Origin of the sequence: Methanobrevibacter ruminantium M1, assembly GCF_000024185.1 — an archaeon.
GTDB lineage: Archaea > Methanobacteriota > Methanobacteria > Methanobacteriales > Methanobacteriaceae > Methanobrevibacter > Methanobrevibacter ruminantium.
Genome location: NC_013790.1, coordinates 1,391,296 through 1,414,437, shown reverse-complemented (window position 1 = coordinate 1,414,437; position 23,142 = coordinate 1,391,296). Strand labels below are relative to the sequence as shown.

The 23,142-nt window shown below is 27.2% G+C and carries 10 protein-coding genes and 1 pseudogene; 5 read left to right on the top strand and 6 right to left on the bottom strand.

The features are described 5' to 3' along the window. Positions 1-267: 267 nt before the first annotated feature. Positions 268-2,949, bottom strand: a complete 2,682-nt coding sequence (locus MRU_RS05415) for an Ig-like domain-containing protein (protein ID WP_012955877.1) — start codon at positions 2,947-2,949, stop codon at positions 268-270. A gap of 809 nt (positions 2,950-3,758) precedes the next feature. Here MRU_RS05415 and MRU_RS05410 point away from each other — a divergent pair. After that, positions 3,759-4,982 carry a nucleotide sugar dehydrogenase gene (locus MRU_RS05410; protein WP_012955876.1) on the top strand — a complete coding sequence of 408 codons (1,224 nt, stop codon included), beginning with the start codon at positions 3,759-3,761 and terminating at the stop codon, positions 4,980-4,982. 248 nt (positions 4,983-5,230) lie between these two features. Here the strand turns inward: MRU_RS05410 and MRU_RS05405 are convergent, their stop codons facing one another. Beyond that, positions 5,231-6,493, bottom strand: a complete 1,263-nt coding sequence (locus tag MRU_RS05405) for a glycosyltransferase family 2 protein (RefSeq protein WP_048812433.1) — start codon at positions 6,491-6,493, stop codon at positions 5,231-5,233. Positions 6,494-7,173: 680 nt separating this feature from the next. On the opposite strand from MRU_RS05405, the gene MRU_RS05400 reads away from it, so the two are divergent. Then, complete coding sequence (locus MRU_RS05400; protein WP_012955874.1) at positions 7,174-8,772, top strand: glycosyltransferase; 1,599 nt, start codon at positions 7,174-7,176, stop codon at positions 8,770-8,772. A 341-nt stretch (positions 8,773-9,113) separates the two neighbouring features. On the opposite strand, the gene MRU_RS05395 is transcribed toward MRU_RS05400, so the two are convergent. The 3 genes and pseudogenes from MRU_RS05395 to MRU_RS05385 form a co-directional block, all read right to left on the bottom strand. Further along, entirely contained in the window at positions 9,114-11,567 is a 2,454-nt protein-coding gene (locus MRU_RS05395; protein WP_012955873.1) for a glycosyltransferase, read from the bottom strand. A gap of 725 nt (positions 11,568-12,292) precedes the next feature. Further along, positions 12,293-13,189: pseudogene (locus tag MRU_RS12235) on the bottom strand (ABC transporter ATP-binding protein); the annotation flags it as partial. A 584-nt stretch (positions 13,190-13,773) separates the two neighbouring features. After that, a complete protein-coding gene (locus MRU_RS05385) occupies positions 13,774-14,544 on the bottom strand; it encodes an ABC transporter permease (RefSeq protein ID WP_012955871.1) in 771 nt (256 codons plus the stop codon). 471 nt (positions 14,545-15,015) lie between these two features. Between MRU_RS05385 and MRU_RS05380 the strand changes: the two genes are divergently transcribed. The 3 genes from MRU_RS05380 (at position 15,016) to MRU_RS05370 (ending at position 19,616) form a co-directional block, all read left to right on the top strand. Continuing rightward, complete coding sequence (locus MRU_RS05380) at positions 15,016-17,022, top strand: glycosyltransferase family 2 protein (RefSeq protein WP_012955870.1); 2,007 nt, start codon at positions 15,016-15,018, stop codon at positions 17,020-17,022. Between the two features lie 227 nt (positions 17,023-17,249). Next, positions 17,250-18,575 (top strand): glycosyltransferase, encoded by a 1,326-nt coding sequence (locus tag MRU_RS05375; protein ID WP_012955869.1) that lies wholly within the window; start codon positions 17,250-17,252, stop codon positions 18,573-18,575. Positions 18,576-18,815: 240 nt separating this feature from the next. Beyond that, entirely contained in the window at positions 18,816-19,616 is an 801-nt protein-coding gene (locus MRU_RS05370; RefSeq protein WP_012955868.1) for an acyltransferase, read from the top strand. Between the two features lie 332 nt (positions 19,617-19,948). Here the strand turns inward: MRU_RS05370 and MRU_RS05365 are convergent, their stop codons facing one another. Beyond that, positions 19,949-22,987, bottom strand: coding sequence for a glycosyltransferase (locus tag MRU_RS05365; protein ID WP_012955867.1), 3,039 nt, complete (start codon positions 22,985-22,987; stop codon positions 19,949-19,951). Between the last annotated feature and the right edge of the window lie 155 nt (positions 22,988-23,142).

Genomic DNA, 23,142 nt, shown 5'->3' with positions numbered 1-23,142 from the left:
TATGTTTTTTCTTAGATTATATCAGCCAAGTATAAAAAAAAACCTAAAAAAAGTTCTAATAATTCTTATTTTTAAAAAAAGAAAGATTTTTCAAAAAAAATGTTTTTAACTTACATTTTATAACTTAAAAAAATAGAAGAATAAGGTTAAATTATAAAAATAGAAAAAAATTATGTTGAAAAAATATTGATCAATAAACCAATTAAAAAAAAAACAATTGAAATCCAAAAATAATAAAAAAAGTAGAAGAACAGCAATTTAGTGTTCTTATACTATTTTTACATTGAATTTAGTGCTTGTTGCTTTATACATTCCATCTCCTGCATATTTGGCAGTGCAACTATAAGTTCCTTTCTTGTTTAAACTTATCTTCACACTGGCGACTCCTTTTGAGTTTGTAGTTCCGCTATAAGTTTTTCCATTAATGTTGAAACTTATTTTCTTGCCGCTGATTGCATTTCCATTTGATGTTTTGAATGTAGCGGTAATTGTTTTAGTTTTTGCATTTGCCTTATATGTTTTTGCAGGTGCTGAAAGTTTTGGACTGTGTTTACTTACTGAAATAAGGGCCACTTTAAAAGATCCAGTATAGTTGTCGTCACCTAGGAATGCTATTGCAAAGGTGTATTTGCCTTCGTATCCAAGGTTGATTTGAAGTTTTGCGCCCCCGGTTTCATTTGTTGTAAGATTATAAACTGCTCCATTGAATCCTATATTAACTGATTTATTAGCTAATGCCTTGCCATTTACATCAACTAAAGTGACCTCGAAGTATTTTCCTATTCTTCCATCCGGTTTGGCTACTGCAGTTGTATTCATATCTTTACAAATGATATTAGTGGCTGTCCTATTTGGAATAACCGGAACTGAGTCAACATTCTTTATTACAGTAAGGCTGCTTGATACTGTTGCATTAGCATTCTCTGCATCAATATAAGTCACTTCCACTGTAGCGTTACCTTCAATATCAATTTTTGCCTGACCTGAAGCGTTGGTGATTAAAGTTTTGCCAGCACCATTAACAAGTGCATCAAGTTTTGCAGAACTGATAGGGTTGCCGGATAAATCTTTCAAAGTGACAATAACAGCACTGCAATTATCTTCAACATCTAATGAAATTTTTGCATTGGCAAAAGTTGGAACAAGTTTTACCTTTTCAACTGCTTTTACCACTAAATAGGAACTGACATTAACTCCAAAACCATCAGTGAAAATTGCCTTGACCATAGATATTTCATTAACTGGAACTTTAGCTTCACCATTTGAGTCAGTTTTCACAGAGCTAGTATTATTATCTATTAAAAGTGAAACAGACTCTCCGGAAATAGGATTTCCTTCAGAATCTTTAAGTTTTATAATAACATTATCATCCTCATAATCCAAGTCAATATCGACCTCTACATCTAACTGTAAAACGCCTGTTTTAACAACCAAATCTTTTGCTCCATCATAATTGCCTGAAACAAGAGTTCTATAATTTAATGAACTTAAATCATTTAAATGATATTTGAATAAGTTTACATTATCAAATACGCCAGTTACATTCTTAGAACCAATAAATAAACTAATGTTTTCATCACGAATATAATTTCCTTGATCATCTACAAGAACTGCATAAACATCAAATGGAGAATATTTTTCTACACTTTTAGTAGTATTATCCAAAATTACAAGGCTTGTTTGTGAGGTAATATTTGCATTATTACCATAAGCTATTAAATCATTAGATATTGTAGCGTAATTAGATGAAATCTTGTTTCCAGACAAATAAATATTTCCTTGATTATAAATATTTATATAATCTTCTGCTTGTTCATTAGAGAAATTTGAATCAATAATTTCACAAAGTCCACAGATAGTGTTTTTGTATGCTTTATAATTAACTACTACATATCCCCAACCCTCTTTATTACTCTTAAAATCACATTCCTTAATAGTAAGAGTTTTCATATCAGACACAGTGTTAGGATAATACATATTATTTACTAGAATTGAATCTCCAAAACGAGCAGTGTTATTAATAAAAGTACAATTAAATATTAAACCGCCTCCGCCATAATAAATCCCAGCACCTTCACCAGCAGTATTGTTAATAAATACGCAATTATCTACATAGCAATCATAAACATTTGAATAATGAGCGCCACCGTCATGACCGCCGCCAATATAGATGGCACCCCCTAACTCTTTTGCAGTATTATTAATAAATGTACAATTAATCACAGACCCGCCATCAACTCCACAATAAATTGCACCGCCATCTGCATTAGCAGTATTATTTATAAAAGTACAATTAATCACAGAGCCATTGCCCTTGGCCAAATATACTACACCTCCAGTAGACCAAAAGTAATCAATAGTACCATAAACTCCACCAGCAGTATTATTTATAAAAGTACAATTAATCACAGAACCATTACTTAAAAAATGAACCGCACTTCCATATTCAGGAACTATTGAATTATAAAATTTTAAGTTTTGTAAAGTTACGTTATTTGAGTTAACATAAAAAATACCTGATTTGTTTTTAGCATCCAATATTGTTTCAAGATTTCCGCTGATTGTTAAATCTTTTGTAATTTTTATATCAGACCCGTTTCCAAAATAAGTACCATTAAGTTCAATAATATCTCCATCAGCAGCATTATCAATAGCAGTTTGGATATCTTCAAAAGTATTTCCATCTATAGGTGTTGAAAGTCCATATGAAACGTCTTTAACAGTGTTTTTTTCACTGAAAGTATGAGACTCCTCAATAGTTTCCAAATTTTTACAATTATCTGCAGATTCACTCATCATATTGTCAGATAATGATAAATCACCATTATCAACAATATTTGCAGAATTACCTTCATCTAAATCACTGACTGCTGAGGCAAATCCGCAACTGATGAGTAAAACAAGAAAAATAGTAAAAACTTTTAATAAATTTTTATATCTTATCTCCATAATATCTCCTTTTATTAAGATTTTTTTTATAATATATAAAATATATAATTTATAAAATATATGAACTTTACTATGTTAATATATAATTATATTAATAAATAACAAGATTAAATTATTTATGAGGACATGTTTTTTAAATATATCAGCCAAGTATAAAAAAAACCTGAAAAAACTACAATTAACCACAGAACCATAATCGCCTACACAATAAACAGCACCACCACCATCAAAAAGTTTTAAAAAAATACAAATAAAATAATGAATAATAAACTATTTAAGATACTATTTACTGTATTTTCCAAAGCAACAAACCTAATCTGGATATTCTGCTATAAATTTTTTTCTGAACTTAGAAGATAAATCTATCTTTAATCCTTTTTGAAACCCCATATCATATTCTAAAGCTTTAACAGCCTTTTAAATGTCCATTTCAAAATATTGCTAAAGATTATTGTTTTAATAATGATTAGCAGTTCATTTATATTTTTAAAACCATTTCTAGCCATTATTTTTTTTAGAATCTCTAGAACAAATAATTTTAAATATTTTATCTAACAAAATATAATTAAGTCTTTTTTATCGTATCGTGGCTTGTGCATCATTTTAATCACAATAATATATATGTACTGGCTTATTAATAAATTTAACGATGAATATGACCTTATTTTTTTAAATAAATAAAAATCATAAGTATTATTACAGGGAAAGGCAAAAATATCCATCAAACCATAAAAATATTAAATATAACTCATGTTTGATACATAATCTTTGTCAGACCCCTAAATATTTTATAATAGGAGATGAATTTGATGAAAATTACAGTTGCGGGAGTGGGATATGTAGGGCTTTCTATTGCTATTCTGCTTGCCCAGAAACATGATGTAACCGCAATTACAACTACTGAATCAAAGGCAGAAAAACTTAACCAATTCATAAGTCCCATCAGAGATGATGAGATTGAGAGGTTTTTTAAGGAGACTCGTGATGGAAAAAGGAAATTAAACCTTCACACAACTACTGATAAAGAATCTGCATATAAAAATGCGGATCTTGTCATTATAGCAGCACCGACAAACTATGATGATGTCAACCATTTTTTTGACACATCAGCTGTTGAAGATGCCATAGAATGGACTCTCAAGGTCAATCCAGATGTTTTGATGGTCATTAAGTCAACAATACCTGTGGGATATAGCGAGTCTGTTCGTGAAAAGTATGGTGTCAAAAACATCATATTCTCTCCGGAATTCCTCCGTGAGTCAAAGGCACTTTATGATATGCTCCATCCAAGCAGAATAATTGTGGGATGCGATGACGACCAAAAAGAAGATGCACAAATGTTTGTAGACCTTCTTTTGGAAGGTGTGAGATTGGAAGAAAAGAGATCTGATTCTCCAAAGCAGGATATTCCTATTCTAATAGCACCCTTCACAGAGGTTGAAGCAAGCAAGCTTTTCCAAAACACCTATCTTGCATTAAGGGTAAGCTACTTCAATGAACTTGACACCTTTGCCCAGACCAAAGGTCTTAACACAAATATAATCATTGACTGTGTGTGCATGGACCCAAGAATCGGAGGACACTATAACAATCCATCATTCGGATACGGAGGTTATTGTCTTCCTAAGGATACAAAACAATTATTAGCAAATTGCAAGGATGTTCCACAGGCCCTAATTGAGGCAATAGTCAATTCAAATGCTGTGCGAAAGGAATTCATCGCCGACCAGATTATTTCAAATAATCCAAAAACAGTTGGCATATATAGGCTTATTATGAAAAGCAACAGCGATAACTTCCGCGCATCCGCCATACAGGATGTTATAAAAATGATAAAAGCAGAAGGAATTAAAATAATCATCTATGAACCTATATTGGATGATGGAAGTGAGTTCCTTAAATCAGAAGTGGTAAATGATTTAGATATCTTTAAAAGAGAAAGCGATATCATCCTTGCAAACAGATTTGACCAAGATATTCTCGGTGATGTTGCAGATAAAGTATATACAAGAGATATCTTCGGAAGAGATTGAGTATTTAATTAACTCAATTAAATACTCCTTATTTTTCTTTTGATGGGATGTTCTCAAAATTTAATTTTTGACTACCCCATATACTATCCAATATATGTACTAAACTATTATTACATTGAGTTTAAATTGATATTTTACTGATTCTCTTTGAAGAAATTTTTTTAATTGTCTTTTAAATTTTTTAGCTCTTGATAATGTCGTTTACTCCATATTAATAAAAACAGATTTAACATTATAAACTAAAATAATTACTGAACCCCAAAATTCTCAGATTTTGAGGAAGCAATTTTTCTATTTTCTTTTTTTCCATATTTAATATAGTGAACGAATGGATTCATTCCAGAATTTGCAACATCAACATGTGTTTTAAAATAATATTCCGTTGAAAAAAATCCCGCAGGGTCATTCATATTTTCCCTATATGTAAGCAAATAATGAATTATAGGATGAATATTGCGTGGAGGACTATATCTTTTACAATACCAATTTACATCAAATAATCCTGATTTTTCAATGACGTCATAATCAGAGGCCAATTTAAGAATGAAACGGTCATCTAAAATTGGAACAGATTTTAATTTTCGTTTGAAAGAAACAATTTCTTCGGCAAAATAAGCATAGTTTTCTAAAATATTTCTAAGGTAATTATATTCAAAATCATATCTTATTTCTATCTTATCGCAAAAATCTAGATTGATTGGTTGATTTTTTATTAGAATATCATCTGATGTCGATACCAAGGCATAATTTTTTGCAAAAAATTCTAAATCATCAAGCGAAATATCATTCTCTTCTTTAATTTTGTCAAAAAGCATTTTCCAATGGAAACCCCAAGACAAGTTATATAAATTTATTGCAATTATATTGGGCCACCCAATTGAAACTTTAGATATGCATTGCTCTATAGATCTAAGTGGAAAATGAGCAATCTTTAAATTTAAATCTTTTTTAACTAATTCATTTCTATTGAAATTATCGAATTTTAAATTATGATTCCCCATTTCAACACGAACATTGAAATCATTTACAACTTTTTTAGGTACAATAACCTTATAATATTGCTCTAAACTTTCATCCCGTACATGAGTTATCCTTTTTGGAATAAATTTTATATTATAGTCATCATTATTTGTTGGAACATATGTAATCCACTTAATTAAATAATAATAATTTTCATTAATTTTTTTAATGATTTCGCGAGGATTTTGACCGTTATCAGAAATTATGAACTCATCTGCATCCAACAAACAAACAATATCTCCCGAATGTTCATTAACAGCTTGATGAAGCAATTTGGTCATTTTTATATCTTGAACATGATATGCATCACTGCTTTCTATTAAATTAACAGACAATCCTTCCCGAATTAAATTATTTATTATTAATAAAGTTTCATCCGCACTACCATTATCCAAAATTAACATTTCATCAAAGATATTTAAATGGTAACGGATAAATGATTCTATAATATCTGCTTCATTTTTTACTATGGTAATGGAAATAATTTTCATGTTAATCCTCTGCTAATTTTATTGATATCTGCCATAATTTGCATTAGGTTAAACCGATTGAAAATATAATATTCTTGAAACCTGATTGAAAATTCTTTAATATCTCGAAGTATTTAACCAAATGGATAATAAATCATTGTTTTATCTATGAAATGGACTGTTTTGTATTGTTTTTGTAATTATGCACCTATTGTTCTAGAACCACAAATTAAGACGATTAATTTCAATAATCAATTAAATAAAATATCATATTAATATTTGTTATTTATCAAATATAAACATTACAAAACTTATTTTGAGCTGTCATATCATTTCTTGATTTCTTTTCCCAATACATTATCTTTCTAGAAGAGTTATCTAGTTGAATACACTCTTATTAATTTAATTTCATTTGTATGATTTGATTTAATAAAATGTATGATGCCTGCACATCATTCTTTTCACTCTTATTATCAAGATTAAATAACACATAACCCCCCCAATTCCTTCAACTCTCTAATTAATAAAATATCTCTCTAATACTAGAGCATGAAATCTATCTTCTAAACGAAGAAATGAAGCCCTTCTCCATATTGACAGGAACATAAAGAGAAACTTTATTAATTACCATTTTTATAATAATATCATAGGAATTTTTCTTAATATTGTATTTGCATATTTAATAAACATTTGGTGAAACAATGGATAAAAATGAGATATTTACTTTATGGATACCAGATAATGACGACAATAACCTATCGCAGTTAGCCCACCTATCTTTAAAGTCTTTTTTATTGTGCGATTATGATGTGATTCTTTATACTTATGACCATATTGGCAATGTTCCCAATGGCGTTTGTATTAGGGATGCAAACGAAATTTTAGATAAATCAAAAATTTTTAGATATAAAGGAGGTTTTAAAACATATTCCGGCTTCGCCAACCTTTTTAGATATAAACGTCTATATGAATATGGAGGCACTTGGCTGGATTTGGACCTGCTTTTAATTAAAAGGCTTTCCGATGAAGATATTATAATCGGTTCCCAGACACAGGAGGACATCTACTCCAATCCAAATAATGCACTGTTTAGATTCCCCCCAAAAGATCCTCTTATAAAGACAATACTCGATTATTCCGAAAAAAGAGGTTCAGATATTAATCATGCAGAAACAGGAACTTTACTTCTTAAAAAACTATTGGCTAGTGAATTTCCAGAATATAACCAATATCTAAAACATTTCAATTATTCAAATATCGTGAACTGGAACGATGTTGGGGATTATTTAGAATCACCGGAAATATTTTTAAAGTGCTTAAATACCAATGAAATCTACGGATTTCATTTATTCAATACCTTCTTTAAAAAATTTGTAGAATTTCCAAAAGATTCGTTTTTCACCACTTTAAAAGACATAATTTTAAATTCATCCACAAGTGAAGAGTATGCATTTAATCTAATGAAATACAACATCACTACCCAAAAACAATATATTGGCATAAATGAATGGGATTTATCTTATCTAAATATTTTCAAAGATGCGTTTTCAAAAAATGAATTCAAATACACAATTCTAATTGATTCACAGAATCTTAAAAAAATGGAGATTTACAACATCATCCGCGCCATCTTCAGTTCATATGGACTTGAGTCTGAAAAAGACATTCAAATCATCATATGTGGAAAAAGCGACATCGGCCATGATAAAATTAAATTTAAAGACAACGTAATATTTTTGGCTTCGGACTTTCAAGATATGAAATACTATCTGAATGATTATATTTTTGGAGAGCATATTTTCCCCATTAATAAACCAGTTATTTTTAAAGAGGAATTTTTCAAAAATAACAATTTCACTTCCGATGTCGAACATCATGTTTTAAATAATTCCAATTCCATTCTGAATGTTTTAAATCGGGAATCGTATAAATTATGTTTATTAGCTAATATAGATGTTTTCAATTTAGATATGGACGTTTTAAAAACATTAAATATGAGAATAAAAGAAGTTGACAATTCTTTAATTTATGATTATTCATTTAGGGACGATGATGTCCTAAAATTAATGAAATTAGTGGATCAATGCGATTCAAAATCTTTTTTAAACGTTAAATCTGAGTTATCAAACTTAAATATTAAATTTTTATCCCAAAAAACCAGTTATCACTATTTCAGTGCATATAAAAATATTTTAAATTCAAACAGTTATGATGAATTTATTTTAAAAGAGCATAATGACAAATTACAATGTTTAAATGCATTTTACCTAAATAGAATTAATCCTCGCTATGACTATTGAATAGAGAGTATTATCAATCCCCTAAGCTATTAAACTCGATTACGTTCTAAATTTCAGGAACATCTATCAACATTTTGAAATAAGGAAACCCATTGCAGATAAGGTATATACAAAAGATATCTTCGCAAGAGATTGAGTATTTAATCAACTCAATTAAGCACTCCTTATTTCTCTTTTTGAAAGGGACTCCAAATTAAATATTTTTAAAAAATTTTGCATTAATTTTATTATTTTTAAAAGATGTATCTTATAACATTTCCAGACATATGCAATTCTTTTAGAAAGGGTTTCTACAAGGCTAAATTTTATAATTAATCTTTAAATTTTATAATTAAATATGCTTATTTTTTAATTGTTCTTCTGATTTTTCGAAGGGGTTCTGTAACTTTCCAACTATTGGATGATGTAAATTCTTTTTTAATAAGTTCCTGTTCTTTTTCGCTGTTTTTTAGGTCGTTACTTAGTTTTTGTCGTTCCTTTTCACTACTCTCTAGAGCATTACTTAATTTCTGCCGTTCAATTTCACTACTCTCTAGAGCATCACTTAATTTCTCTCGTTCCTTTTCACTACTCTCTAGAGCATCACTTAATTTCTCTCGTTCCTTTTCACTATCCACTAAGGCATCACTTAATTTCTGCCGTTCCTTTCCACTATTTTCCAAGTCATTGCTTAATTTCTGCCGATCCTTTTCACTATCCGCTAAGGCATTACTTAATTTCTGTCGTTCCTTTTCACTGTTTTTTAAAGCATATTCAAAAAATGAATCATATGTTAAAACATCATTAAAAAATTGATAGTTCTCTGGAGGTAATTCTTTTCTTTGATATTCTGTCAATTGCATTTTCTTAAAGTTATTTTTAATTAATTTAAAGAATTCATTTCTATAAGGATTTTCTAATTTTTCTAGCGTACTTTCCAATTCAGTTAATTTAAATCTTATAAAATTAGATTTTAATTCATTATAAAATTCATTGTCGATTAAATAGTCTTCGATTTCATCTATTATATCTAAAAGAATAAAACTTTCATTGCCCAAGCTAAGATTATTTTGAAGAGAAGGGTGATTAATTCTTAAATAATTATATAAAAATTCTGGGCAATAAGAAATTTTTTTAGCATTTAACATAGTTTTTATGTGAAATTGAATGTCATTGAATATTTGATGGTTTGAAAATTGAATATTGTTCTCTTTTAAAAATGAAGTCCTATACATTTTAGACCAAATATCTAAATATCCATTCATAACTAAGTCTTTTTTATAATTATAATTAAATGTGTAATAATTGTAATCGGGGATTGAATCATTTTTTATATGAATTCTTTCTTTTAAATTAGCATTTTCCTTATGTTCAATAGAGTTAAACAGGACTAAATCTGAATTGTTAGTTGTTATATTTTCATATAATTTTTCAAATGCATTTAGCTCCAACCAATCATCTGAATCTAAAAATGCTATATATTCTCCTTTTGCAATTTTTAATCCATTGTTCCTTGCTGTAGCGGCCCCTAGATTCTCTTGAGATATAATTTTTAAACGTGAATCTTTAAGGACGTATTGATTTAATATTTCAATAGAATTGTCAGAAGACCCATCATCAATACAAATTATTTCTATTTCATTCAATGTTTGATTTATAACACTATCTAAACATTTGCTTAGAAATTTTTCATTATTATAAATAGGAATAATTACTGATACTTTAATTTTGTTTTCACTTGCGGAAAATGATTTTGATTGTAATTTTGAAACAGTTGATGCAGCAATATCGTAATTTCCCTCATCTATTTCTTTAAAAATATTTTTAATATCTTTTCGTAGATTTGTATTAAATTTATAACAATTACTAAATAAATGAGAATATTTTTTAAAAAGAAGCTTAATTTCATATGTGCTAATATTAGAATCCATTAAAAATGAATTAAACCAGTAATTTAATTTGCCTACTAATAAATATCTGTAGAAAAATTCTTCCTTTGAAAATTTTTTACTAATATTATCCATTAAATCATATGCTTTGATTCTGCCAAATAGATTTTTAGTAGTTTTTACATAGGAAGCGGATTTATCATCATCATCGCAACGTAAATTGTTATAATGAACAATTATGTCGTTTATAAATACAATTTTTTCAGCAACGAAAAAGGAGTTTAATAAAAAAACTGAATCTTGAGCAACTATGTCCTCTGGAAATGATAGTTCATTTTCTGTTATTAGGTCCTTTTTAAAAATTTTCCCCCAGACATTTGCATGTCCTAAAATATTTGGATTTTTATCTAAATCTGTAACGACTAACTTAAAATTCGGATCGTCTATAATTTCCTGTGTTGTTTTCATTCGAGTATTGTAATCTTCATTCGGATCAGTTAATGTAGTAACCCATAAGTGATAATAAAATTTTCTATTGCCCTCATTGTCTAGTCTTGTTTGACTCCCACAAACAATGTCTGCATTTTCATTAATGATAGTATTATATAATACTTCACAGGCAGTTTCTTCTAACCAATCATCAGAATCTAAATACATTATATACTCTGAAGTAGCATAGCTTAAACCAATATTTCTAGGTCTGCCACAGAACCCACTTCCAATGTCACAGTATATTCCTTTAAAATTATCATATTTGCTAACATATTTTTTTATAATATTTGCACTATTATCTGTAGAGTTATCATCAACTAATATGACCTCTAGGTTCTCAATACCTATTGACTGTGAAATAATTGAGTTTAATGATTTTTCAATGTAATTTTCTACATTGTATACTGGAATGATAATGCTAATTTTATAATTCATTTCAATCAACTTTATACATTAATAAAATTAATATGATGCTTTTCTATCAATTTAATAGAATTTAGAAATAGCTCTTATGTTAATGTGATAAATTATGAATTACATTCAATATATATTTTTGGTTGAAGCAAAACTATATGTTTAGTGCATGATTTTAGCGATTATTTTTTTAGAATCTCTTGAACAAAGAATTTTAAATATTTCATCTAACAAAAGATAATTAAGGTCTTCTTTATTGTATCTAGGCTTGAGTATCATTTAATCACATAATATATATGTAAAGCTTATTAATAAATTTAACAATGAAGATGACCTCATTTGTTTAAATAAAATAAAAATATAAGTATTATTATAAAGGAAAAGAAAAATACCTATCAAACCATAAAAATATTAAATATAAATCATATTTGATAGATAATCTTTCTCAGACCCTCTAAAAAAATATTAAAAATTATTAAGTAAAAAAATTTTTTTGGCAACACTGTTTAAACTATAAAAAAAAACGTTTCTTTTAGAAAAAAATTATTTTGCAAGTGTAATAAAAGAAAAAAGAAAAAATAAAGATTGTTAAAATTTAATAAAGGCCAAATTATCTATCAAATCCCATTTTAATATATAAATATGGTCAAGAAGATTCTATAATTCAAATCAATTATTAACCATATATTAAAACGATTTCATTTTATAATATAACTAAATTATATAAATAAATAAATAAATAAATTTTAATTAAATCTAATATCTTTCACTTGATTTTTAGTGGCATTCTGGGCATCTTTAAGGTAATGATCGCAAACTTCATTAACTTCGCCAAACTCTCTTAGCTCCCCTTTATCAATCCATATAGCCTTGTCACATATCTCTCTAATCTGAACAATAGAATGTGAAACAAGCAGAACAGTTGTTCCCCCATCCATTAAAGATTTGATTTTATTACTACTTTTCTTCTGAAAGTTCACATCTCCTACTCCAAGCACCTCATCAATAATCAAAATATCAGGTTCGACAATTGTTGCTATAGAGAACCCTAATTTTGCAAGCATTCCTGAAGAATAGTTTTTAATAGGCAAATCAATAAAATCTTGAAGTTCTGAAAATTCCACAATTTCATCAAATTTTGATTCTAAAAACTTCTTATCATAACCTAAAACTGCTCCATTTAAGTAGATATTTTCTCTTCCAGAATAATTATAATCAAAACCTGCACCTAAAGACAATAATGGAGAAATTTTTCCATATGTTTTCACATTTCCTTCATCAGGTTCATAAATACCTGTGATAACATTTAGCAATGTGCTTTTTCCTGCACCATTATATCCAATAATCCCTACTTTTTCACCTTTATAGATTTTAAAAGTGATATTGTTTAAAGCATGAAATTTAATTTTTTTCTCTTTGGTCCTTTTTAGGGTACGAATAATATATTCCTTAAGATTATCTATCTTATCATTTTCAATATTAAAACTTAATGAAACATTATTTACTTCAATTGATGATTTCTGATGATATTCTGGAATTATTGATGACAAGACATCATCTACATCTGATGAATCGTCTTTCTTAATTATAGGTTCATTATTTTCTTCTTTCTCTCCCACAACAGGCACCACATCAGAAACAGAATCAACAAGCTCTTTCTTTACGATTTCATCCTCGGCATTTTGAATAGGCTTTGATTCCCCTTCCTCTATTACAGGCAGTGTATCGGAAACAGAATTTATTTCATAATCACTATTATCAATTTTATTAGGATTTTGTCTTTCTAAAACATGCTCTGGAATAATTTCCTCAGATTCTCCTTCAATTTGAGAATTTTGGCTTTGTATTTTTATAGCTTCATCATTTTTATCCTTGTTTTCTGAAACACCAGCGCTATTCTCCAAAGAACAATTTTTATCATCCATTCTAACTTTATTTGAATTAATTTCTATCTCTTTTTCATTAGTTATTTTTTTATTTTTCTTTTGCATTACCTTATTTTCTATGCTTTTGAGAGTACTTTCAGCCTCACTTTCAGACATATTATATCTTTCAATTAATTCCCTTTTAGCTTTCATGCGTTGCTGAGCTATTAAATCTGATTTATTTTGAGGATCTCTTTTCTTAAGATTAATTTCTGATGAGGAAATTTCATTTTCTGAATCCAAGTTTATATTTTGTTTAGAATTTAATTCATCTCTTTTTTGATTCATCCTATCCCCTCTAATTAAAATTTCAAAGTAATCTTTTTCTCAAATTTCTTGAAAACTATTATTCCAAACACTAAAATAATCACTGATAAAAGAACTAAATTCAACATATTCATCCTACTTGGTATTGTTCCCCATAGCACAAGAATTCTAAATTGGCCTATAACCCAAAAAATTGGATTTAAAATCATTATTCCGTGAAACGGTTCAGGGATTATGTTCATTGGATAGAATATTGCAGATGCATACATTAACATTAATGTAATAACGCCCCATAAATGTTGTATGTCTGAAAAGTAAACACATAAAACAGCTAGTATTAAGCTAATTCCAGTAATCATAATGATTAATGACATTATCGGGATTATTGCTATCATTGATTCCAATATATAAAATGGGGATCTGGTCACAATCATGACACCAATTAATATTATTAAGGTAATTAAAAAATTTAAAAATTCTGAAACGACTCCTGCTAACGTAAAAATATGTTTTGGTGCAGCAGTTCTTTTTAAAATGTTTATATTGCCTTTAAGTGACATCATTGATACTGATGTAGCAGAATTAAAAAAATCAAAGATAATTTTTCCGGATAAAAAGTAAACTGGATAATTTTCAATGCTTCCGCCAAATAAGTTTGAAAATATGATTGTAAGTAAAATCATGATTAATAATGGTTTTAAAATACTCCAAAATATCCCTAATATCGAATCTTTATATTTTGCTGCAAAATTCTTTTTTACGATTTCCTCCAATAAGAAGAGTTCGTTTTTCTCAATCAGTGCCATATTATCCCATCTATTTTTTATAAGATTTAAATTTTTAAATTAATTATATTATATTTTTAATCATATATATTATTTTTTTAGAAGTTTTCTAGAATTTAATCAATTATTTTCTTAATTAAACCTAATCAGAATATTGATCATAAATATTAATCAAAATATTTTTTTAATAATATTTTAAGCAAGAATTATCAAAAGTATTCATTTTTAATAATATTTTAAGCAAAAATTAATCAATAGTATTCATTTTTAATAATATTTTAAGCAAACTAACAATAAAAATATTATTTTTTCAGTTTTTAATCCACGAATGAGATATAAATAAAAAATTAATACATATATCCTTTTATTTCTAATATTCTTTTCATTACATATATATTCCACATATTTTATATATTTAATTCAATAATATATAATATATTTATTTGTTTTTATATAAAGTTTCTATAATTTTTATCTAAATACGGGGATTAAATGACAAAAGTTTCAGTAATTATTCCAATATATAACGGTGAAAAATATCTTAAGGAATGTTTGGATTCCGTCTGTTGCCAATCATTAAAAGATATTCAAATTATCTGTGTTAATGATGGTTCAACTGATAAAACCCTTTCCATTTTAAATGGTTTTGCATCAAAAGACAAACGCATAAAAATAATAAGCACTGAAAACAGAGGACAAGGTTCAGCACGTAATACTGCATTAAAAGAAGCCCAAGGAGAATATATTAGTTTTGTTGATGCAGATGATTGGATTAGTGAAAATGCTTTAGAACTTCTATATTTCCATGCAAAATCAAAAGATTTGGATATGCTTTTTTTTCAAATGATTAATTATATGGACAATTCAAAAAATTATGTTGAAACTGAATTATATAATCATCTGTGTTTTGAAAGAAATGCAATTGATGAAGATACAATTTTTAATTTTAACGATATAAAAGAATTTTTATTTAAAATACCAGTTTGTCCTGTTTCTAAATTATATAAAAAAGAATTTTTAGATTCAAATGATCTTTATTTCCCAGAAGGCATGTTTTTTGAAGACAATGCCTTTTTTTACAATTCTTTATTTAAATCCAACTGTCTTGGATTTTTAAAAAAGCATTTATATTATAGAAGACGCCATGCCGACTCCGTTACTCAAACATTTGATAAAAGGAAGTTTGATATTGTTAAGGCAACAAATAAGGTATTAGATGTGTTTTTAGAAAATGACCAATATCTAATTTTTAAAAAGGAACTTATTAATCATACGTTCTCCATGCTGTTGGAATGGTTTAACAAATCCCCTCTAGAACTTAAAGATGAATTTTATAGGTTAATTAAAAGAGATTTTAGAGGATTTAATAATTTAAAAGAAGATTTTAAGAACAATTTGAAAGAGGAATACTTATTAATATTTGATATTTCCGATAAGAACAAATATTATTTGGATTTCTTATCTGAATATAAGCTATCCTCAGCAGATTATGATATTTTCGATAAAGAAAGATATTTCCATTTAAACAGTCAAGAATACTTGGAATATAAGTCTAACAAATCAAATAATTACAAAATAAGTGTTGTCATACCAATATATAACAATGAAACATTCATTCATAGAACTTTAATGTCAATTGAAAATCAGTCCTTTGGATTAGAGAATATTGAGGTCATAATGGTTAATGATAATTCAAAGGATAATACCGAACTTGTTATAAATGAATATTCTTCTAAATATGAAAATTTTAAAGCTATCCATATAAAAGAAGGAACAGGGTCCCCTGGAACCCCTAGAAACATTGGTTTATATGAATCTACTTCAGATTATGTGATATTTTTAGACCATGACGATTATTTTGAAATTGATGCACTAGAAAAATTATATAATGCAATCAATGAAGAGGATTGTGATTTTGTTTATGGCACTTATGCAAGTGTTGATGAGGATTTGCCTACAAAGATTATCTATCCAAATGAACTTCATGGCTATTTTAAAAATATTTATGGAAATCCCCGATCTATAGCTTTTCCGCCACCTTCCATTTGGACAAAACTGTTCAAGAGAAGCTTTTTAATTGAAAACAGAATTATTTTTCCAACAATTTTAGGTGAAGACGCCATTTTTATTTCTAAAGCATTATTTTCTGCTGATGGAATTGATTATTTATGGGATGATTTGATTTGTTATCATACCTTAAACAAAAAGTCTTTTACAAAAAATGTTTCTTACGATTATTTAGTTCAGGGTTTTGTTTCTGAAGAATACTTATACAATATCTATAACGATTTTGAATCCCAATCCTATGAGTTAAAGGAGAACAGCACCATTCCCTCTGAAAAATCCTCAGAAAACATTGAAAAAATGAATTTATATAAAATTAGATCTGAAGGGATTTTAGACTTTTATTTAAATCAGTTTTATCGCAGCGATTTAAATGATGAGGATATCTATAGAATTTTCCCCATTTTAAGTGATTTTGTTTCGACAAGAATTTAACAGCATTAGGTTTAAAACCTCATGTTTATCAACATAATACCATACTTTTTAACTATATTCTGGAAAAGGATATTCCATCAATAATACGTTTCAAAAAAGAAAGAAAAAAGGAACCATTTAATTTTTCAAAAAATATTGAAAAAGCCAAAAAATCCAGGACCTCCTTTAAAAGAGAAAATTAAAATCTATTCCAAAAAAGGCCTAAAAACGAATAACCGAATAAACTAATGAAAAAGCCAAAAACAAAAGCGCAAAAAGAATCTAGAGAGAAAAAACCTAATAATCTAAAAAGTGATTGTATGAAAAAAATTTTATATGTTTTACATTCTGGAGTTACAGGAGGTACTTTCTTAACAAATAAAGATTTGATGAAAAATGTGGAAAAGGAATTTGATGTTTATTTATTGAGTGCTGAAAATAAGTTCTTAAAATTATTTAGCTTTTCCAATAACAAATTAAAATTAATAAGAAAATATCATAGAAATTATGGAATCAATGTAGAAACAGAAGAGACAGAAACAAATAATATCTCATGGTCTGCAAAAGATTTCCATAATTCCTGGCTAAGCAACATTTATTTTGAAATATTGGTTAATTATAACATAGATATTGTCCATATAAGACATTTGATTAACCATAGTTTTGATTTGCCGCAAGTTGCTGAAAAATTAAACATACCTATTGTTTTATCCCTACATGACTTTTATTTTTTATGTCCATTTTACACATTATTAGATGAAAATTATAATTATTGCGCAGGTGAATGTTCTCATAATAAAAAAAATTGCTATTGTCCTATGGATTCATTAAGCGATATAAATTCCAAAGAATTTATATCAGAATGGAGAGTTAATGTTTTAAAAATGTTTAATTATATAAATGTCTTTGTAACAACTTCCTTTTTTGTAAAAGATTTATTTTTATCCATATACTCTAATGAAGATATCATCAATAACAATAACTTTAAAGTTATTGAACATGGCAGGGATTTCCCAAAATTAAAAAAACAGATGTTTGAAATCCCTTCATCAAACAAACCTATAAAAATCTTATGCCCAGCTAATCATTTAAACATAATGAAGGGTTCGCAATTGATTAAAAGAATCAAAGAAGAGGATAATAAAAATCTGATAGAATTTCATTTTTTAGGAAATTGTCATGATGGAATTGAAGAATATGGTTTTTCTCACGGCACTTTTGAAAGAGATGAATTCCATAAAAAAGTTGAAGAAATTAAACCTTCATTTGTTGGAATCTTTTCAATTTGGCCTGAAACTTTTTGTCATACCATTACTGAGGCATGGAGTTGCGGAATTCCTGTAATAGGTACAAATATTGGAGTGATCCAAGATAGAATTTTAAAAAATAAAGGGGGATGGATTGTGGATAGGAATAATCCCAAAAAAGCCTATGAATATATGGCTGAAATATTTGAGAATAAGGAGGAATATCTAGAAATCGCAAATAATATCAAAACTATGGACTTAAAAGATACAAAAATGATGTCTATAGAGTATATTCAAATTTATAATAATTTACTGGAAATTAAATAATAATTTAAAAATTAAATTATAAAATTTAATTGGAAATTAAAAAATATAAACAATCGAATTATTAAAAATTATAAAAATTATTTAAAATTATTAAAAATTATAAAAATTATTTAAAAATTATTAAAAATTATAAAAATTATAAAAATTAAAATATTGTAAATAATCAAATACCGATATAAAAAAAACAAAAATACTAATTAGAAAAGGAAGATAAAAAAAAACAAGATTTTCGGTGTTAATATGGAATTTATAAAATATAAATCTCAATTCGAAAAAATGATAGATAATAAAATTATTGGTATGCCAGAATTAATTGATTCCAATATAAGCTTTAAAGGTAAAAATAATATTTTATGTTGCAACAATATTAAATTAGAAAATATAGACATAGATTTCAATGGAAATAATTCTGTAATTTTTTTAGGTTCTAATCTAGGCGTAAATTCTCATTTAACTATTTTTAATAATTCCACATTATTCCTTGGAAAAAATAATACTTGCGGATCTTCAATTTCAATTTCCGTTGCTGAAAATCAAAATCTTATCATTGGAGATAATTGTATTGTTGAAAGTGATGTAAAAATTAGAACTTCAGATAATTACCCAATTTATAATTATGAAAACAGTAGGATTAACCATTCAAATAGCGTATTTATAGGGGATAATGTTTTATTAGGTGAATCTTCATTTATTTCAAGAGGAGTTAAAATAGGTTCCGGATCAATAATTAGCCCATGTAGTTTTCTGCCACCTCTGTTTAAAGCTTTTTCAAATTCATATGTATTAGGGAATCCTGGAAGAATATTGAAGGAAGATGTTTACTTTGTAAATGATTCAATTAATGATTATACTATTGAAGAGATTAAAAACTCTTCAATCAATGAAAATGAAAGTGGACTTTTTGATTTTGTAGAAAAAGAAACATTATCTTTAGACAAGATTGATAATATTCTAAAAAAATTTAACTCTGAAGACTCTTTAGATTTTATTCAAAAATTATTTTTACAGAACAAGCATAAAAACCGTTTCTTCATTGAGTAAATCTTTATTATTGCTCCATACATTAAAAAGAAAAGAAGAAAAAAAATAAATAAATTACAAAAACAAATCAAACATTAAAAAATGAAAAAGAAAAGAAGAAAAAAAATAAATAAATTACAAAAACAAATCAAACATTAAAAAATGAAAAAGAAAAGAAGAAAAAAAATAAATAAATTACAAAAACAAATCAAACATTAAAAAATGAAAAAGAAAAGAAGAAAAAAAATAAATAAATTACAAAAACAAATCAAACATTAAAAAATGAAAAAGAAAAGAAGAAAAAAAAATAAATTTCAAAAACAAATCAAACATTAAAAAATGAAAAAGAAATATCATTTATCTTCTTTCTTGGTTAGCTTATCATAAATTTCCTTATATTTGCTTCCCATTTCTTCTGAACTGGAAATCCTAATATCCTTTAGATTTTCCGTTACAAATTTATACTCCTCTTTTTTACTGGAAATATCTAAAATTTGTTCATATGTCTCTTCAGCATCATCAATATTTACCAGCCATCCTCCCCCTTGAGATTCAATCCTAGTTTTTAAAGCACCAAGATTAGATGCTAAAACAGGGACCCCAGAACATATGGATTCAGTCAATGTATGGGAATATGTCTCGGCACAGACAGAGAATATTCCAATGAATGATGGTTTAATTTTAAACACCCACTTAGCGAAATCTTCCCGTTCATAAGGACCATGATATATGCCCATTGATTTCAATTCATCATCCACTTGTCCAATGAAATGGTATTCCAAGCGATTGTCGTCATCAAATCCTTTCAATTCTTTAATAAAATCTAAGCCTTTATGAGGCCCTATAACTCCAGGAATTAATATTTTAATCGGTTGATATATATTAGGAACTGTATAATTATTATCATAACGTATTAAATCACGACCATGCTCTATAATTGTTATATCATCACTTTTTAAACTGTCATAATGTTCTAAGAACATATCCTTAGTAAAGTCTGTTGCAGTGAGAATATAATCACACATTCCAAATAGTTCTTTCATATATTCCTGCCATTGATTTTTCCATTCAACAATATTTGCAGGCAAATCAATCCAAGTGACTCTGGTACTGCAATTTCTAGGTTGATCACCACAGTAACCACCGCAATATTTATTATTTTCATCCAATAGGAAATATGAAGGACAAATATAATAAAAATCATGCAATGTTAGGATTATAGGAATATCCAGTTTTTTTGCAAGCTCCTGCAAGTCAAATGTATGCAATAATAAATGATCGATTTCTAAAATGTCTATATTATAATTAATCAATATATAAAAATAAATCTGTTTATATTCATCACTGTGAATCATTTTAGGAGTCCAAGGATATTTAATATTAAATTCTTTTATAGAAATAAAATAATCGTTGAAAACTTTATATAATTTCATTTTATTCTTAAATGCCCTTAAAACATAACATTCATAATCATTTTTTATCGCATTAACAATATCTTTTACTGTAAATTCCACTCCTCCCCCATAATGCATAGCAAATAGGATATTTTTCCTTGTCTTTTCTTGAATATTCTCTTCAAGATTATCATCAGCATACTCATGAATATTTTGAAAACTGTTGTTAAATGCATCAGAATTAATAAATTTAACTGAAGGCCTATTTTCTAATACATAGGGAGTTGAATAATCATATTCATCTGCTTGTTGGGGTTCTACCTCATTAAACTGATAGTAAACATATGTTGAATCATCTAAAATTGATTTCCATCCCTTTTCTAATCCACGGTCTATAAAAGTAGCAAACCAATTTTCCTCGTTTGAACTTTCATCAAATTTTAATTCCTTAAAGACATCCTTTTTTATAAAGACACAAGAGTCATTAGGTAACGGAGATTCTTCATAATCTCTTTTTGAAATATTACTTATAAATTCGCTTGATTTCTCATCTTCTTCAATATTTATTAGGCTAACAGTAGAATAATTTGAAATAGGGCTAACAAATCCAATGCGATCATCTGAATATGCAGCAACTGTTAATTTGAAAATCCATTTCTCAAAAGTTCTGATGTTATTTTTAAGAAAGATGATATCATTTTTGGCATTGTCCAATATATTATTCAATGCATTGATGAATGATTCATGAGGGCTCCTTCTTAAAAGTTCTATATCATTATTGGATTTTATATATTCCAAATCCTCATCATCAAGATTTTCATGAATTAAAATTATCTTATAGTCTTTAGTGGTGCTCTTAATGTTTTCAATACATTCTTTCAAGTTGTTTGAGTCTTCAACATTCAATAAGATTGTAACATCATTATCTATATTTTCTAAAATGGCTTCAACATCATAGTTCTTGTTGAAATTTTTAAAGCTTATTCTTCTTAATCCTATTCTTTCCTCATTCACACCATACTTCAAATAATGAACTAAAGGATTAAATCCTGCTTTTTTAACTTCAGGATATCTTTTTAAGTATTCTTCCCCATCAAAATTTCTGCTAGGTTTATATCCTCTTTTGTAACCAAATTCCAAATAATGAATTAAACCGCGCTTATATGAATTTAAATCTAAATCATATTTATCTTTATAAAATTGATAATCAAATAATCCTGATTCCTTAACTAAAGAATATTCTTTCAGGTTTTTATCACATTTATCAGTACGCTCTTCTTTTTGACCATATTTCAAATAATGAACTAAAGGGTTCCAGCCAGATTCCTCAATATCCGGATTTTTCTTAAAATAAATTTCACCATTGAACTTATTGCTAGGGTTATATCCCTTTTTATAACCTATTTCCAAATAATGATAAATTGCCTCGGTTTCGTTTCTTAAATCCAAATGATTTTTTTCCATATAATAATTATAATCAAATAAATTTGAATTTTTAACGAGCTGATACTCTTTAAGATTTAAATTTTCAGTCATTGAGGTTACTTCAATTTTTCCATACTTTAAATAATGAACTAAAGGGTTTACATCAGCCCTTTTAACATCAGGACGAACTTCATAATATTCTTCTGCATTAAATTTTATACTTGGGTTGTATCCTTTCTTATATCCCTTTTCAAGATAATGCATTAATGCTTTACTATAGGAATCAAATTTCAGATTGTTTTTTTCACAGTAATATTCATAATCAAATAAATCGGAATTTTCAACTAAACTGTATGAATTAATATTTTCATCAAAATTAGTACTGCGCTCTTCATCAATTCCATGCAATAGATAGTGTTTAAAAGGATTCATTCCAGATTCCTTTACATCAGGATATTTTTTTAGGTAATTATCATAATTAAAATAAGAATTGGATTTTGAACCTTCCTTAATGCTAGTCCAAAAGTAATTAGCGACGAAAGTTATCTTTTTATTAAAATTGTTCTTTTTCATTACTACACCCATGGCTAAATTTATATAATAAATTAAATGTTAATAAAATACTTTAATTAAATATTAATAAATGTAAAATTAAGATTAATCAAATGTAAAATTAAGAATTATCAATGTAAAATATAATCTAATATAATAATTTTAATCATAATACG

Excerpts from the sequence above, each read along its gene's own strand:
- MRU_RS05415 (WP_012955877.1), bottom strand. The coding sequence starts at position 2,949 with ATGGAGATAAGATATAAAAATTTATTAAAAGTTTTTACTATTTTTCTT.
- MRU_RS05410 (WP_012955876.1), top strand. The coding sequence starts at position 3,759 with ATGAAAATTACAGTTGCGGGAGTGGGATATGTAGGGCTTTCTATTGCT.
- MRU_RS05405 (WP_048812433.1), bottom strand. The coding sequence starts at position 6,493 with ATGAAAATTATTTCCATTACCATAGTAAAAAATGAAGCAGATATTATA.
- MRU_RS05400 (WP_012955874.1), top strand. The coding sequence starts at position 7,174 with ATGGATAAAAATGAGATATTTACTTTATGGATACCAGATAATGACGAC.
- MRU_RS05395 (WP_012955873.1), bottom strand. The coding sequence starts at position 11,567 with ATGAATTATAAAATTAGCATTATCATTCCAGTATACAATGTAGAAAAT.
- MRU_RS05385 (WP_012955871.1), bottom strand. The coding sequence starts at position 14,544 with ATGGCACTGATTGAGAAAAACGAACTCTTCTTATTGGAGGAAATCGTA.
- MRU_RS05380 (WP_012955870.1), top strand. The coding sequence starts at position 15,016 with ATGACAAAAGTTTCAGTAATTATTCCAATATATAACGGTGAAAAATAT.
- MRU_RS05375 (WP_012955869.1), top strand. The coding sequence starts at position 17,250 with ATGAAAAAGCCAAAAACAAAAGCGCAAAAAGAATCTAGAGAGAAAAAA.
- MRU_RS05370 (WP_012955868.1), top strand. The coding sequence starts at position 18,816 with ATGGAATTTATAAAATATAAATCTCAATTCGAAAAAATGATAGATAAT.
- MRU_RS05365 (WP_012955867.1), bottom strand. The coding sequence starts at position 22,987 with ATGAAAAAGAACAATTTTAATAAAAAGATAACTTTCGTCGCTAATTAC.